We start from the raw sequence: 15065 nt of genomic DNA on the forward strand, positions 1-15065 counted from the left end.
TCAGCATCCCGTAGCGTTTGCAGCGCTAGGGACGAGAGGTTGAATTCCCGTGGTACCACCCTAGTTAGCGGACGAACGTGCTTCGTCATCCACTCCCTTTGGACCTGTAACGGCGGTTAACCGATGCGGATTTCCATTCCTGAACCCAAGCTTTATACAAGCAGGTTAAACAGAATGGTGTAATCACCGCATTTCTCCAAGGCGAGTTCGCAAATCACTGTCAACCGGCTTGCACCAACCGCCGGCTCTCTGTTATGTACAGGAATTACTACTGATCCTTATCATCGAAATATGTATACAATATCGGGACCATTATATAAAAAAGCAAGCCCAAAGTCAATATTACACGTTATAATCGCCATCTTGAAGTCTACGGTTCGTACCGTTCATAACGCTGGTTGCTGTTCAGGATGACCGAAAACGCTCAATGCCTTCCTCCAGATTATGAATGGTCCAATTCACATGTTCCTGATTATCATATTGACGATAAGCGCACTCAATGCGTAGCACCAGATCAAAGTACAAGTCATAGAGGCTTCTTCTTTTCAGCTCACTTTCAGTCGTAATCGCATGCCCATACCCTTTCACAAAACCAGGCGTATAGTTAAAATGACTGAAATAATGCTCCATCAGAGGATCTGCCCATAGTGAACGTTCAAAATCAATAATCGCTGTGATACGACCTGCGTCTACTAGAACATTGCCATCCCACAGATCCCAACTCACAAGCACAGGTTCTTTGACATCATCCAGCACATTTGATTTTTCTTCAATCAAGCGTCTCAATTCAGGGTAATCGATCGAAAATGTAATTCCGGCTTCTTCACCATCGGTAAGAATGTCATCCATCAAATTCATAAATGCTTCTTTCCATGTGGAATAACGCTGTTTTTGCTCCGAGAAATATCCAAACTTCTCACCCTTGATTTCATTAATTCGACGATTGTACCAACCGAGTTGTTGTTCAATGGTCTCCTGCTCTTCCGCAGAATACTGATCCTTGACCTGATTATAGGGTGTTCCAGACATGTACTCCATGATAAAATAACGCGCTGAAGCCTTGGTTAACGAATCATCATAAGCCAGCACTTGGGGTACGGGAACATCCTGTAGCTCCGTAATGAGGCGTAGTGCCTCAACCTCGGCAATCATGAGATCCTGCTCACAGCGCATCAGATTTGTCGAAGCCGATGGAGCAATCTTGAGTACCACTCGCTGTGCGTCACTCAGTGTAATGAGATATGCATGATTGGCCCAGCCATCCACCATTTCCTTGTAGTCCTGTATACCTGCAGAGAAATGCTGCTCTATTATGGCATTCAACTGTTCTGACGTAAGTCTTGTTTTATATGTACTTTCCATTTTCACACCTCACATTGACAATTGATTTATTTTCTCAGAAAACGCTTTCTATCCGACTATTATCGCCTCCTTTACTTTAACTGGCAATACTTTTTGTCACGTCGTTATGTCTTTTCTTGTACTCCTTTACCCTATTTAAGAATATTGCTATTCACTCTCCATGGAAAATCAAACAAAAAAACTGCCCTTATGCACCATACATAAGGACAGTTGTCATCTTTCGTTCTTACTTCACAGCAACGTAGAACAAGCGCTGAGCGCTGTCTTTGGCCTCTTTCCATTCAAAATCCGCATATACCTTCACGTCTCTAAAACCTGCCTTGGATAACTCCAGCTTCATCCAGTCCGGATTATATGCACGCTGGACATGAACTTCTTCAAACCGTTGATACATATCCTTGCTACCATCATCCACACGCGAAAAAATACTGAGATGATGTTCGATCTCACAGCGATCCTGATCCAGATCACAAGTCCAAATATACGACACGGAGCGCTCATCCAGTACAAAAGGCTGCTCCTCATCATAACGAATAAGGGTATTGGGATGATGGACATCAAACAGGAACGTTCCATCAGGCTTCAGCATCTCATATGTGCGCTGGAATGTACGAATGACATCTTCTTGTTCAAGCAAATAATTGACACAATCACAGAAAGATATCACCGAATCCACAGGTTCCGGAACTCGCCATTCCCGCATATCCTGCTGCACCCACCGGACACTGCCTTCCCGATACAAACGATGACCTTGAGGCGTAGCCTCCATCTTGCTGCGTGCAACCGACAGCATATCTGCTGAGAGATCAATGCCTGTAACTTCGAAACCGGAGTTCACGAGCGGGATCGTAATGGAGCCCGTTCCACAGCCAAGTTCAGCGACACTTTTGGGCATTCCATGCTTTTCCCATGCTGTTCTTGCAAACCTTATCCAGTCCGGATAAGGCATATCTTCCATTAATTCATCATACACATAGGCAAATTTCCGGTAAGACATGTCAGGCACCGCACTTTCAATTTCATTTTCCAATCCTGTTAACAAAAGAAAAGACAGGGCATCCGGTGTTTACCCAGCCTATCCCTGCCTTATCCGAGTTCCATATTACAACTATTTAATCAGGAAGATTATTTGTTTTCACTTTGATCCGCAGGAGCAGATTCGGACAGATACGTCCAGCTTTCCTTTTGGACCACCAGTCCGTCCTTCATCAATTTGCCCAAGGCACGCTTGAAAGCAGATTTACTGATGCCAAAGCGCTGCTTGATGATATCCGGCGGAGTTGCATCCGAGTATGGCATGCCACCCATAGGGCGTTCTTTCATGAAAGCGAGCAGCTTGTCTGCATCTTCGTTACGTCCAACTTGTTTGAGTTGAGTCATGGCCAGATTCACACGTCCGTCTTCACGTACCAGTGTCACTCGACATTTCACTTTTTCACCAAGGCGCAGCATATGACTGCGTTCGGATGAATGAATCATACCAATCGCGCCAAAGCCCAGTACACCGCCCTCTACAAGTACAAAAGTACCCATCTGCAGTGGTTTGTATACCGTCGCTTCAACCCACTCGTTTAACCATGAAGTTGGCGCATGGAAAGCCAATGGTGAAAGTTCACGTTCCCCGGCCAATTTGGCACGCAGACGTCCTTGCTTATCATGTTCCATGATTACAAAGACTTCATCCCCCACTTTAGGACGCAGTTCCTCCAGTTCAGGCAATTCACGAATAGGAAGCAGCAATTGCCGTCCAAGTCCCATTTCCAGGAAACAACCCAGTCTTGGGTGAACATCAGCCACAACCAGTCGTGCCATTTCGCCGAGCATGAGATAAGGCTTTTTCATCGTTACGGCCAGACGATCTTCCGTATCAAAGAATACAAATACTTCAAGCGTCTCGCCAATCTTAATATCCCGCGTTAACTCGGTGTAGTGAAGCAGTACATCTTCCGATCCTGTCGTCAAAAAGAAGCCAAACGGAGACACTTCACGTGAAACCGGCAAAGAGACGACTGTTCCAGCAATCAAACTCATACAGTTTCCACCACTTTGGCATCAGACCATAGACGCTCAATATTGTAGTATTCACGCTCGTCGCGGTGGAAGATATGAACAACAACGTCGCCCATGTCCATCAGTACCCAACGTGCGGAATCCATACCTTCGATACCTTTGATCGTCGCTCCGGCTGCATGAGCCTGTTTGCGAATCTCAGTGGCAATGGCTTGTACCTGTGTATCGGAATTCCCGTGACAAATAACAAAATAATCCGCCACCAGAGAAACATTAATCAGATCCAACGCTACAATGTTGGATGCCTTTTTGTCGTCAGCGGCAGCAACCGCCATATTCATAAGTTCTTTCGATGATACTGTCATGAACCAACCTCCATAATCTATAATTGTGTGTTTAAAAAGATCCTTCGTAATCAAAAGTGGACTTTTTGAACAACTCTATAATTGTGCAATTAAGTCATTCCGCGACAGCATGGTCAAAGGATAAATGACACGTCTTTGCGAGATCAGCAAGCTGATCGTCGAATCGAATCCGGCAATTAAACCTTCCTCCAGACTACGTTCAGCCTGTTCGCGAATGTGATCCACTCCCGGGAAATCTCGTCCCGGTTCAATGTAATCGGCAAGACATACCACTTTGTCCAGCAGGCTCATGCCTACCCGACCCGAGGTATGCCACCGGATGGCATTAATAACTTCGGAATCCTCTACACCGTAATCACGCTCGGCTACAAAAGCACCGACTTCGGAATGCCAGAGCTGTTTGTCATGCTGCAGAAGTTCCTGGTTTAATCCGTTATCACGGATGACCGCTTCCATCTCCGCTACGGGCCAGTACTTCGCCACATCATGCAATATCGCTGCCAGATCTGCTTTCACAGGATCAGCACCGTATTTTTCAGCCAACATCACTGACGATTCCATTACACCCAGTGTATGCTTCCAGCGTTTTTCCGGCATTTGTCCGGATACGGCTTGAATCAGTTCATCACGGCTTAGTGCCATATAAACCGCTCCTTACAATGTATTGGTGCACTTCATCTGGAATCATGAAGCGTACCGAATGTCCTTTGGCCAGACGTCTGCGTACGGCTGTCGATGAAATATCGACCAAGGGCATCTCGGCCAGCAGGACCCGATCCTGTAACTCGTCTGGTAAATCATCCAGATGTAACTGGAAGCCCGGCCGACCAACTCCGATAAAGGTTAAGCGTTCTGCAAGCTCTTCAATCTGCTCCCATTTGGGAAGATAGTTCACCATATCCGCCCCGATAATGAAATAAAATTCATGTTCAGGATGGCGACGCCACAGTTCCTTCATCGTATCGATGGTATAAGACACTCCGCCCAATTCCATCTCGATACCCAGCACCTCATATTGCTGCACACCCTTCACAGCCGCTTCCGTCATATCGAGACGTTGCTGTCCCGAAGCTCCGGCTCCGCGTTTGTGAGGTGGAACATGGGAAGGCATGAACCAGATCTCATCCAGTGCATGTGAGTCCCTTGCCGATTCAGCTGCCAGGAGGTGTCCCATGTGGATCGGATCAAACGTACCACCCATGATACCGATCTTCACCCGCGTCACGCTCCCTTATCTAGGTAGTTCGATTTGTTTATTATCGCGAGATTCTTTGTACAGGATGATTGTGTTACCGATGAGTTGTACAAGCTCACTTCCCGTTTCACGGGCAACTTCTTCTGCCATCTCTTTTCTGTCCTCGTCATTGTTGTTCAACACTTGCACTTTCATCAATTCGCGCTTCTCAATCGCATCTTCAATGTGACGGAACAGGTGCTCGTTTGTTCCACCTTTACCAATCTGAAATACAGGGGTCAGGTGATGTGCCTGTGACCGCAAAAAGCGCTTTTGTTTACCGTTTAACATGAATACTCCATACTCCTTATGTTGAGCAGGCCCTGATCGACAGCGCAAAACTGTCCGGACCTGACCATTCAATTATTATTTTTCATTGGTGAAAATGATCACTGAGTCCACAAGGTGACTCCGATTGCAGTACCATCTTCCGATCGCTGTTATCCCCAGATTTTTCTGATCCCTTTTCAGAAAGGGAAAATCCGGTGATAAATGCGACCACTCCGTTTCCTCAGATTGGTTCTGCACTCGTTGTCTTGCACGTACTCTTAATATCATTTTCACACTTCAAAGCTGTTTAGTACCGCTCGTCTCATCGTCTCCACAGGAGCCGGGATGCCAAGCCAATGTTCAAAGGCCACTGCGCCCTGGTATACAAACATACCCAGACCCCCGTGCACTGTGCATCCACGTAACCGAGACTCTCGAAGCAGACGGGTCTCCAGCGGATTGTAGATCAGATCACTCACCGCTGCTCCTTCACGGATCAGTTCAGGATCAACCGGAACGTCATCAACATGAGGATGCATACCGGCAGCCGTTGTGTTAATCACGATATCAGCCGTAGCCAGTACCGTTGCAGCGTCTTCCATGCCACTGCCCGAGATTTCTCCCAAGCCATGGCCACGTAAATCCGAAGCAAGTGCAACAGCCCTGTCCGCTGTACGATTCAGAATGTGGATCTGCTCAGGCTTCTCCAATGCAAGTGCGTATATAACGCCTCTTGCCGCTCCACCTGCTCCCAATACAGCGATACGTTTGCCCGCAAGCTCAGGCACAGCTTCTTCCTTCAGCGATCGGACATAACCAATACCATCGGTATTGTACCCTGTCAGTGTTCCACCTTCATTAACGATGGTATTCACCGCACCAATCAGGCGAGCACTTTCATCGATCACATCCAGATACTGCATCACCTGCTCTTTGTGCGGGATGGTGACATTAACACCACGATAGCCCAGTGCCACAATTCCCCGAACGGCCGCTTCCAGTTGATCCGGATGAACATGCAGTGGCATATACATTCCATTCACTTCTGCAGCCTGCAGAGCCGCATTGTGCATTGCCGGAGACTTAGAGTGAGCAATAGGATCACCCATAACACCAAGCAACACGGGAAGTGAAGAGTTGAACTTTTTCTGCTCAGACATAGTGTTCCGCCTCCGATCCATCTGATGTACAGCTTCTGAGATTACTAGATCAAGGATGGGCGGATCTGTACACGAATGCCTTTTGGAGCATGAACAGCAACAAGCGCTCCAATATCGCCATTAACCTTAATCCAACCCAGACCCGAGATGAATACATCCGATTGACTGCCGCGTTTGATGCGGAATTCATGTCTGGTCCATTCAGCCATCTCTGCTGCATCCTCACGGGTTGGCGGAGACAACAATTCTCCCAGATGGTCGCGGTACAGGTCATCTGCACGCTCCAGCTTCGTCCGGTGAATATCAAGCGCAGTGCTGATAAAACAAGTGAACGACTGGCGATCACCTTCCACAAAGTCAAATCGAGCCATGCCGCCGAAGAACAGCGTCTGACCGGAATTTAACTGATACACAGCCGGTTTAAGCGGCTTTTCAGGCATGATGGCGGCGAGATCCTTACGTGAAACAATCTCGCTGAAACGCCATGGATACACGATTCCAGGCGTATCAATAATATATTTTCCATCATCCAGCGGAATGTTCACCATATCCAGCGTTGTTCCCGGATAACGGGACGTGGTCAGCTCCTGCTCCAGATCGCTGTAATCACGGATCAGACGGTTAATCAGTGTGGATTTACCCACATTGGTACCGCCAACCACGTAGACGTCACGATCTTCGCGATAGGTTCCAACAAGCTCAAGCAGACGGTCAAAGCCCTGATTTTGCTTCGCACTGCACAAGACGACATCCACGGTACGCAAACCCTGTTCTTTGGCTTGCTTCTGTACCCAGTTGCGAACCTTGTTCCAGTTGGTTACTTTTGGAAGCAAGTCCGTTTTGTTCACAGCAAGCAATACCGGATTGTTGCCTACAAAACGTTGCAGACCGGAGATAATACTGCCATCAAAGTCAAACAAATCAACGATATGGATGACAAGTGCATCCTTATCCCCGATTTTGCTAAGCAGCGCCAGGAATTCGTCCTGATCCACCGTAACGGATGATGACTCATTGTAGTTTTTGATGCGGAAACAGCGCTGGCATATAACCGGTTCACGATCCAATGCCTTCTCAGGGATAAACCCTGGTAATTCCGAATTTTCTGTTTGCAGATGCACGCCGCATCCGCTGCACCTTACGGCAAGATTGCCGTTATGCGGTTCTGTCATTTCTTCTTTTCCTCCTCAAGCCATAAGCCTTTCCTGCGTAAACTCGTTAGAGCAATCCGTTCCACGCGTCGATTGAAGCGGGTCATAAAACCTTCGTCCCCAATGGAGATTGGCAGTACCAGAACGGTATATAACCCCATTCGGTTCCCTCCATAAACGTCCGTAAGCATCTGATCGCCTACTACAATCGTGTTTTCAGGAGATAACTCCATCATTTTCATTGCTCTACGAAACGGTACATTCGATGGTTTGCGTGCACTATGCACAAACTGGATATCCAGCGGGGTCGCAAACAGGGATACACGATTCAAATTGTTATTGGACACAATCATCAGCTTGAAACCGGCCTCTTTCACACGTGCAAACCATTCAATCAGTTCGGGCGTAGCGTCAGGGGCTTTGGCTCCAACGAGTGTGTTATCCAGATCAGTTATAATTCCACGGTAGCCTTGAGCGTACAGCTCTTCCAGATTAATGTCAAAAACCGTGTCTACACGCAGCTTGGGCATTAACATTTTAAACAAAGAAGTCACCTCAGTTTCATACGACACACTATATCACAAATCCGTCTTTCCTGAAAATGCATACAGCGCCTGATGGCATAGGAAAAAAGGAAAAACGGGACGGGCAACAACTATGCCCGTTCCGCTTTCAGTTCCTTCCGCAGCTTCAAGGCGGTCTGATAGACGCCCTTCCAGTCGTCGGCAGTTACGGACGCCGGACTGTAACGAGTCTGTTCAAACTTCGTGAGAAGCTCATACAATGTTGCTTCTGCAGCAGGTTTTGCCTGGCTCCAGCGGGCTACCGATTCACGAAGTGTCTCGTCTCCGCTCCGGGTTAACCCTTTGCGTTTCACATACTGAATCCAACGCTCGGTTTCTGCCACTACCTTCTGTTCAGGGGTGAGCGGTCCACCTGTCCGTAGACGAAGCAGGAAGAATCGCATGGAGAAACGATTACGCCAGAACATGTATGCTACCCACATTACAATAATGGCTCCTGCAGCCCAGATAACAAAAGTCGGGATGGCAGACGATGTCTGCTCAGGTGCAGGTGTCTGCTCCTCCTCTTGTACCGGCTCCTCTTCTGGCTCTTCTTCTGGCTCATCTACAGGCTGTACATCAGGTTGTTCCGTCAGCAACGGCATATCAAAGCCCGGCGTTGCCTCAACAGGAATCCATCCATATTCACCAAAGTAAACCTCTGCCCAGGAGTGTGCATCTGCATTGGTAACGGTGTAGGTCGTCTCAATCTCCGCGCCAGGTTGACGTGGAGCCTGCATGTCCGAATTCAGGGACAATTGTCCAGGCGCATAACCTTTAACCCATCTTGCAGGAATGCCCTCCGAGCGCGCCATCATCACCAGCGCAGTGGAGAAGTAATCACAGTAGCCTTCCATAATATCGAACAGGAAACCTTCCACAAAGTCGCTGCTTACTTTTCGAGATAAATCCGGATTGTTCGTGTATTCAAAATTAGTTTGTAAATAGTTTTGCAGTAATGCCACTTTTTCATACGGAGTATTCGCAGATGCCGTTATCTCGGCTGCCAGATCCGAAACCCGGTCAGGGAAACGGGATGGTAACTGCAAGTACATATCATCTGCCGGATTACTGTTATACAGATCTTCAAATGACTTCGTACGAAGCTCATCTTCCACAATCACAGGGGCTTCCGATACGATAGTATACGTCTTGGGATACTGCGGTTGCTGACGGTCTGTCACCACATGCAGTTCAGCCTGTTCAGCATTCCACAACATCCGTTCCGTTCTGTCCTCACCATTAATGGAGCTCACTTCCGAGATCGAATAAGCACCAAAGAGAATCGGATAGACATTATCATTCAGCATCGTTACGTTCTGAGTTACTTGCTTGGTATTCACATTACCGGATTCTTGGTTCTCCAGAGGCTGTCCGGCTTCAACATTCTCTGTCGCACCCCGTCCACGGTCATCCCAGCCTGTACCTGTATACTCTGCACGTGTCTCACCGCGCCAGTAACTACGCTCATTGGTGGTGACAGACATGACAGGGGTATAGTCGAAGTTGAACCCTCCACCAAGCTGATTGTCTTCCCTGCTGTATCCCGATTCGGTAGCCGCGGGAATATCAAGGTTTCCGTTACCAGCCTGACTTGTGGAAGTTCCTGTATAGTTACGCCACGCCGTATATGGGTCCGTCAAGGTGGGTGGAATCTCCGGCATATTAACGCTGGCTACAATAATTAAAGAAAAGATAATGGCAATATTGGCCAGGACTTTATAAGGATACCGGATGATTCGTTTCCAACCTTGTGGATACTGTAGCTGATAGTTACGGAAATGCTGACATACGAGCCATCCCATCCCCGCAAACATCACCCACGCGATTTCAATCCAGAGTGGAATCTGGGTGAAAGAATCGAGAATCCCCATCGAAATGATGTTAACACCCAGAAAAACAAGAATGCGACGTGTTGTGGTCACGAGTCGAAGCGCAGCTTCAAGCATCACCCATGCACACAGGGAGAACCAGATGTACGGCGTCATGTGTAATATGAATTGCTCCGCTCGGTCCGTTAAAGAGCCATAAGGGATGTACACCGTATAATCAATCAGCGTTTTATGCAAAATGTAACCAACAACGACCGCCTTGATGATCGCCCGATACATCGTTTTGAAGGGCAGAATGACCTCCAGCACACTGACCGCTGCAAGTGTCCATAACACCAGAGAAGTTGTCTCCGTGTACCACGATTCCTGCGTAAATGAAATCCACTGCATGCCAATCAGGAAAATCCAGAGCAATGACGCTGCATGATACCAGGATCGTTTGCCTGCAATACTTTCATTTCCTTTTGTACTCATACAGAACCTCCCCCCATCACCGTTGGAAGCTCCTGCAGGTGAGAAACAGTGAATGACCTTGTGCCTCTTCCACGCAGCATTGCATTCCACTCGGCACTCCGGCGGGATTCACTGGTATCGATCAGAATATGACATGGAGTCATGCCCCTCGTATCGGCCCAGCGCAACAGTTCCATTATTTTTTCATCCTTCTGGGGAGAAATCACGACAAAGTAAGCTCCCTGAGGCAGTTGACGTGCGATTCTTTCCACGCCGGGCAACAGATGGGTATCCTGACCGTTATATTGAATATCCACCAGATGATGCATCATCTTCTGTCGTTCCATCAGACTTTCACTGGGGGCCATGAAGGATGTCTGGTCTGACAACGTCAACAATCCCATCCCCATTCGTTCCCTGACACCATATTCCAGCAGAGAGGCAGCCGTGGAAACGGCAATTTCAAATGCATCCCCATGTTCATAACTTGATGCCAGCGCATCCAGAACCAGAACGGTTTTGGGCACAGACTCATGTTCAAACTCCTTGGACTTCCAGTTCCCTGTCTTTGCCGTTGCATTCCAGTGAATGCGGGAAAGTCGATCTCCGTATACGTAGTCACGTACACCATTGATCTGAGTAGTCTCTCTCCGTGAGCGGGTTAACGCCGTCTGAGGACCGGATAACCGTGATTTGCGGTCGTAGAGCTGCCAATATGGAATAAATACCGTTCTTGGCAGTACGCGAAACTCACCTTTGGCCTTAAACTTTCCTCGATGTTCAATCAGTCCAAATATGTCCTCGCTGGCACATTCCGTTTCTGAAAAAACATACTTCCCCCGCTCAAGTGGCGGTGTCTGAAAAGACAACTCGCCATTACCACGCATATTGGGAATCAAACTTTCCTTGAACGACCACGATTCTCCGTTATGCCGATGCAGCATTTCACGTACAACAACATAGGGAAGCGGAAGGAATCCCGGAATCGTCAGACTCAGCTGTACTTGAACCTGGTCACCCGCATGCAGCAATTCTTCGTGGTCTGGACCAGAAGATAACCTACGAACTCCTTGAGCACGTCTTACCCCGCTAAATCCAGCAATGGCAAGGTACACACAGAGCAGGGTCACCATCGACAGCAACATAAGGGATGTCTTCCCGCCCTGAAACAAAACATAAGCCAGACAGCACATCCACACCATTGCGATGCTCCATACGCGTGGGTGGCGTAACCCTCTATTGACTGTTCTCAAAAGCGGCTTCATGAACTATTGCCCCATGGAGACGGGCACGCGTACTTGCTGGAGTACGGCATTCAAAACGGCCTCGGAACTCATACTGTCCAGTCTCGATTCAGGACGAAGCACAATACGATGAGAGATCACATAAGGGGCCATCGTTTTCACATCATCCGGAAGCACATAATCACGTTCCTGCAAGAAAGCAAAGGCTTTTACGGCCATCATGAACGATATGGCTGCACGTGGGCTGGCACCCAGCAATACAGATGGGTGGGAGCGGGTTTGACGAACAACATCCAGCAGATAGTCCATGACCGGATCACCAATAAAGACTTCTTTGATCTCCTGTTGAATTGCCGAGATCTGATCCATATGGGTCACGGATTCAAGCCGATCTACAGGCTGGCCCAACTGATGTGTCTTGAGCAGTGTTTTCTCAATTTCTTTATCGGGATAACCTAGACTTATTTTCAACATAAACCGGTCGAGTTGTGCTTCCGGCAAAGTATACGTACCTTCAAAATCAATCGGATTCTGAGTTGCACAGAGCATGAATGGATGTGGCAGATCATACGTATCGCCATCAACGGTTACGCTGCGCTCCTCCATAACTTCGAGCAGAGCCGATTGGGTTTTTGTTGTGGCCCGGTTAATCTCATCAGCTAGCAAGATGTTGGTCATCACAGGACCTGGCCGGAAATAAAAACGCTCATCCTTCGGATGGAACACAGATACGCCCGTAATATCACTAGGTAAAATATCAGGATTACATTGAATACGCCGGTACTCACCACGCATGGATTTCGATAATGCCTTGATTAATTGCGTTTTGCCAGTTCCCGGTACGTCTTCAATCAGAACGTGCCCACCTGCAAGCAAAGCTGTAAGTAAAAGTTGAATTTCAAAGGATTTCCCCATAATACAGGATTCCAGATTTGAACGAACTGCGGATATGATTTGGATCGACTCTTTGCGCACAGGCATGTGGTCTAACCTCCTAAAAAAGCATACAGATTTCCTTTTATTGTACATGATCCAGAGTCACGAGTACACTCGAAGGAACTCACAATTTGTTTCCAGCCCGTCAGATTCACCGCAGTTCTCGCATGAATACGACAAAAAAGCCCCGGATAGAAGTCATCCGGAGCCTCTGCTGAATCGCAATATGTTCAAGGAGATTTCTCATTCTATGTTAGCCTTTTGGTCTAACGACCAATGCCGCGAGAAAAGAAAAGATGATCGCTGACGAAATCCCCGCCGCAGTCAGATCGAAAATCCCTGTAATCACACCCAGCCATCCCTCTTTTTCCAGCTCCGTCAATGCCCCGTGCACCAAGGAATTACCGAAACTTGTGATGGGGATGGTAGCACCCGCACCTGCAAATTTAACCAAGGGGTCATACACGCCAAATGCATCCGCAAGCGCACCTGTCACAACAAGTGTACTCATGGTATGAGCTGGCGTCAGTTTAACCCCATCCATTAGAAGCTGTCCAACAACACAGATTAAACCGCCAACGATAAATGCCCACAAGAACTGCATTACCTTTATCCCTCCTTTTCAATAGCTACGGCATGTGCAATACAAGGAATACTTTCACCCTGCTGGTACGAAATCGGAGATAACAACGCACCCGTAGCAACGACGAGCACCCGTTTAAGATCACCCTTCTGCATCCGGTTCAAAATGTGACCATAGGTGACGGTGGCAGAACATCCGCAGCCACTTCCCCCGGCAACAACATAAGGCTGCTTCTCCCGATCATAGATCATCAGGCCGCAGTCATTAAAAACCGTCTGTTCCATGGGAATGCCTTCTTTTTGCAAAAGCTCTTTCGTAATTGGCAGACCGACGGAGGCCAGATCCCCAGTCACAATGAGATCATAATAGCCGGGTTCCAATCCGGTATCCCTGAAATGAGAGATTATAGTGTCGGCTGCTGCTGGCGCCATGGCTGAACCCATATTAAAAGGATCTTTGATGCCCAAATCCATAATGCGTCCAATAGTGGCTTTGGTAACTACAGGACCATCACCGGTACGTGAGACCACGCCACACCCTGCACCTGTTACGGTATATTGCGCATAAGGCGGCTTCTGGGAGCCATATTCGGTCGGATATCGAAATTGTTTCTCAACCGTGCAGTTATGGCTAACCGTTCCTGCAAGGACATAATCGCCAGCTCCGGAGTCAACAATCATGGACGCTAACGCTAAGGTTTCCATTGATGTGGAACAGGCACCAAAGACGCCCAGGTAAGGCACACCCAGTTTTCGCGCTGAAAAGGAACTGCTGATAATCTGATTCATCAAGTCTCCACCCACAAAAAATTGAAGCTCTTCCTTGGTGATATTTGAATTAACCAAAGCCAGTTGGGAGGCCTGTTCGAGCAGTTTTCGTTCTCCCTTTTCCCACGTCTTTTCGCCGATCTCGAGGTTGTCATAAACATAATCGAAATCAGATGACAATGGACCCTCGCCTTCTTCTGGTCCTACAACTGTAGCTTTACCGATAATTCGCGGACGATTTTCAAACTGCCACGTTTGACGACCCAATCGCTTCATAGGTGCCCACCTCCAAATCCCAAAAAGGCGTAAACGATCCCTACGACAAATGCTGCCACGACACCAAACACAATAACGGAACCAGCAAGTTTAAACATGTTGGCTCCTACACCGAGCACCAGTCCTTCAGCACGATGTTCCAGTGCAGCAGAACACATGGAATTGGCAAATCCGGTAACCGGTACAGCCGTTCCCGCTCCTGCCCATTGAGCCATTTTATCGTAAACACCGAGACACGTTAGAATAACCGATATGAGAATCATGACCGCCACCGTAGGACTGGAAGCTTCCTTCGATGTCATGTCGAAACCGGCCATAAAAGCTTCTTGAATAGCCTGTCCAATCAAACAGACGGTACCCCCAACCAGAAATGCTTTGAGGCAATTTTTCAGGATTGGACGAGGCGGTTCATGTTTTTTTGCGACCTTTTTGTACTCCTTTTCATCCATGGACAGGGACGACGATTTTTTTTCGCTTCCGGATGCAGATTGAGCTGGCAAGATACAAGACCTCCTCTATGTGAAAATGGTTCAAAGCTACGGCTGAATGCCAATGTGTGTAATCCTATATTCATTGTTTGTTAATCATCGGAAGGTTATGTATCCGGCGACAGACAGCATATGTTTCCAACAAGATCATGTTGTGAAAGCAAGATGGGAATACGCCGGATCTGAGCACTTTTAGATACGCTCTATAAATAAAGAAGAACAATCACGAGCAAGATAAAAAGAACGATAAACAGTACTTTTTCCGTGCCCTCTTCTGGAGGCTTCATTGTATATTTAGCTCCTTCCTGTAAACAGACAAACAAATATTGAATAAAAAGAACATCGAAAATGATGACATCTCCTCCATATAT

16 protein-coding genes and 1 other annotated feature are annotated in these 15065 nt (G+C 47.7%); all 16 genes read right to left on the reverse strand.

What is annotated here, in order from left to right; translation table 11 throughout:
• Nucleotides 1-24 precede the first annotated feature (24 nt).
• Nucleotides 25-294, reverse strand: a binding site (T-box leader).
• 111 nt (nucleotides 295-405) lie between these two features.
• The 16 genes from F0220_RS21615 to spoVAC all read right to left on the reverse strand — a co-directional run bounded on the left by F0220_RS21615 (nucleotide 406) and on the right by spoVAC (nucleotide 14706).
• Nucleotides 406-1362: a phosphotransferase family protein gene (locus F0220_RS21615; protein WP_105599768.1), complete on the reverse strand. Its 957-nt coding sequence runs from the start codon at nucleotides 1360-1362 to the stop codon at nucleotides 406-408.
• A 226-nt stretch (nucleotides 1363-1588) separates the two neighbouring features.
• Nucleotides 1589-2359, reverse strand: a complete 771-nt coding sequence (locus F0220_RS21620) for a class I SAM-dependent DNA methyltransferase (protein ID WP_091014390.1) — start codon at nucleotides 2357-2359, stop codon at nucleotides 1589-1591.
• Nucleotides 2360-2487: 128 nt separating this feature from the next.
• Nucleotides 2488-3393 carry a CvfB family protein gene (locus F0220_RS21625; protein ID WP_105599769.1) on the reverse strand — a complete coding sequence of 302 codons (906 nt, stop codon included), beginning with the start codon at nucleotides 3391-3393 and terminating at the stop codon, nucleotides 2488-2490.
• Entirely contained in the window at nucleotides 3390-3737 is a 348-nt protein-coding gene (gene rsfS / locus F0220_RS21630; protein WP_036615136.1) for a ribosome silencing factor, read from the reverse strand. Before rsfS ends, F0220_RS21625 begins: the two co-directional genes overlap by 4 nt.
• A 75-nt stretch (nucleotides 3738-3812) precedes the next feature.
• Nucleotides 3813-4379 (reverse strand): bis(5'-nucleosyl)-tetraphosphatase (symmetrical) YqeK, encoded by a 567-nt coding sequence (gene yqeK, locus F0220_RS21635; RefSeq protein ID WP_091013921.1) that lies wholly within the window; start codon nucleotides 4377-4379, stop codon nucleotides 3813-3815.
• Complete coding sequence (locus F0220_RS21640; RefSeq protein WP_105599771.1) at nucleotides 4363-4953, reverse strand: nicotinate-nucleotide adenylyltransferase; 591 nt, start codon at nucleotides 4951-4953, stop codon at nucleotides 4363-4365. The genes yqeK and F0220_RS21640 overlap by 17 nt, the downstream gene beginning before the upstream one ends.
• Nucleotides 4954-4968: 15 nt before the next feature.
• A complete protein-coding gene (yhbY, locus tag F0220_RS21645; protein ID WP_017687186.1) occupies nucleotides 4969-5262 on the reverse strand; it encodes a ribosome assembly RNA-binding protein YhbY in 294 nt (97 codons plus the stop codon).
• Between the two features lie 269 nt (nucleotides 5263-5531).
• Nucleotides 5532-6401, reverse strand: coding sequence for a shikimate dehydrogenase (gene aroE / locus F0220_RS21650; protein WP_091013919.1), 870 nt, complete (start codon nucleotides 6399-6401; stop codon nucleotides 5532-5534).
• Nucleotides 6402-6445: 44 nt separating this feature from the next.
• Nucleotides 6446-7573, reverse strand: coding sequence for a ribosome biogenesis GTPase YqeH (gene yqeH, locus F0220_RS21655; RefSeq protein WP_017687184.1), 1128 nt, complete (start codon nucleotides 7571-7573; stop codon nucleotides 6446-6448).
• Nucleotides 7570-8097 carry a YqeG family HAD IIIA-type phosphatase gene (locus tag F0220_RS21660; RefSeq protein ID WP_036615148.1) on the reverse strand — a complete coding sequence of 176 codons (528 nt, stop codon included), beginning with the start codon at nucleotides 8095-8097 and terminating at the stop codon, nucleotides 7570-7572. Before F0220_RS21660 ends, yqeH begins: the two co-directional genes overlap by 4 nt.
• A 110-nt stretch (nucleotides 8098-8207) precedes the next feature.
• The gene (locus tag F0220_RS21665; protein ID WP_105599773.1) at nucleotides 8208-10421 is read right to left on the reverse strand and encodes a DUF4129 domain-containing transglutaminase family protein; all 2214 of its coding nucleotides are present in this window, start codon (nucleotides 10419-10421) and stop codon (nucleotides 8208-8210) included.
• Nucleotides 10418-11665 carry a DUF58 domain-containing protein gene (locus F0220_RS21670; protein ID WP_179086484.1) on the reverse strand — a complete coding sequence of 416 codons (1248 nt, stop codon included), beginning with the start codon at nucleotides 11663-11665 and terminating at the stop codon, nucleotides 10418-10420. Before F0220_RS21670 ends, F0220_RS21665 begins: the two co-directional genes overlap by 4 nt.
• Nucleotides 11666-11668: 3 nt before the next feature.
• On the reverse strand, nucleotides 11669-12625 hold the full coding sequence (locus tag F0220_RS21675) for an AAA family ATPase (RefSeq protein ID WP_062835567.1): 957 nt from the start codon (nucleotides 12623-12625) through the stop codon (nucleotides 11669-11671).
• A gap of 208 nt (nucleotides 12626-12833) precedes the next feature.
• The gene (gene spoVAE / locus F0220_RS21680) at nucleotides 12834-13184 is read right to left on the reverse strand and encodes a stage V sporulation protein AE (RefSeq protein ID WP_047843814.1); all 351 of its coding nucleotides are present in this window, start codon (nucleotides 13182-13184) and stop codon (nucleotides 12834-12836) included.
• A 5-nt stretch (nucleotides 13185-13189) separates the two neighbouring features.
• Nucleotides 13190-14206, reverse strand: coding sequence for a stage V sporulation protein AD (gene spoVAD / locus F0220_RS21685; protein WP_105599774.1), 1017 nt, complete (start codon nucleotides 14204-14206; stop codon nucleotides 13190-13192).
• Nucleotides 14203-14706 (reverse strand): stage V sporulation protein AC, encoded by a 504-nt coding sequence (spoVAC, locus tag F0220_RS21690; RefSeq protein ID WP_036615164.1) that lies wholly within the window; start codon nucleotides 14704-14706, stop codon nucleotides 14203-14205. Before spoVAC ends, spoVAD begins: the two co-directional genes overlap by 4 nt.
• Nucleotides 14707-15065: the final 359 nt, after the last annotated feature.

This window comes from Paenibacillus sp. 37 (assembly GCF_008386395.1).
GTDB classification, from domain to species: domain Bacteria; phylum Bacillota; class Bacilli; order Paenibacillales; family Paenibacillaceae; genus Paenibacillus; species Paenibacillus amylolyticus_B.

Coding starts and splice junctions, on each gene's coding strand:
- F0220_RS21615 (WP_105599768.1), bottom strand. CDS start 1,362: ATGGAAAGTACATATAAAACAAGACTTACGTCAGAACAGTTGAATGCC.
- F0220_RS21620 (WP_091014390.1), bottom strand. CDS start 2,359: ATGTCTTACCGGAAATTTGCCTATGTGTATGATGAATTAATGGAAGAT.
- F0220_RS21625 (WP_105599769.1), bottom strand. CDS start 3,393: ATGAGTTTGATTGCTGGAACAGTCGTCTCTTTGCCGGTTTCACGTGAA.
- rsfS (WP_036615136.1), bottom strand. CDS start 3,737: ATGACAGTATCATCGAAAGAACTTATGAATATGGCGGTTGCTGCCGCT.
- yqeK (WP_091013921.1), bottom strand. CDS start 4,379: ATGGCACTAAGCCGTGATGAACTGATTCAAGCCGTATCCGGACAAATG.
- yhbY (WP_017687186.1), bottom strand. CDS start 5,262: ATGTTAAACGGTAAACAAAAGCGCTTTTTGCGGTCACAGGCACATCAC.
- aroE (WP_091013919.1), bottom strand. CDS start 6,401: ATGTCTGAGCAGAAAAAGTTCAACTCTTCACTTCCCGTGTTGCTTGGT.
- yqeH (WP_017687184.1), bottom strand. CDS start 7,573: ATGACAGAACCGCATAACGGCAATCTTGCCGTAAGGTGCAGCGGATGC.
- F0220_RS21665 (WP_105599773.1), bottom strand. CDS start 10,421: ATGAGTACAAAAGGAAATGAAAGTATTGCAGGCAAACGATCCTGGTAT.
- F0220_RS21670 (WP_179086484.1), bottom strand. CDS start 11,665: ATGAAGCCGCTTTTGAGAACAGTCAATAGAGGGTTACGCCACCCACGC.
- F0220_RS21675 (WP_062835567.1), bottom strand. CDS start 12,625: ATGCCTGTGCGCAAAGAGTCGATCCAAATCATATCCGCAGTTCGTTCA.
- spoVAE (WP_047843814.1), bottom strand. CDS start 13,184: ATGCAGTTCTTGTGGGCATTTATCGTTGGCGGTTTAATCTGTGTTGTT.
- spoVAD (WP_105599774.1), bottom strand. CDS start 14,206: ATGAAGCGATTGGGTCGTCAAACGTGGCAGTTTGAAAATCGTCCGCGA.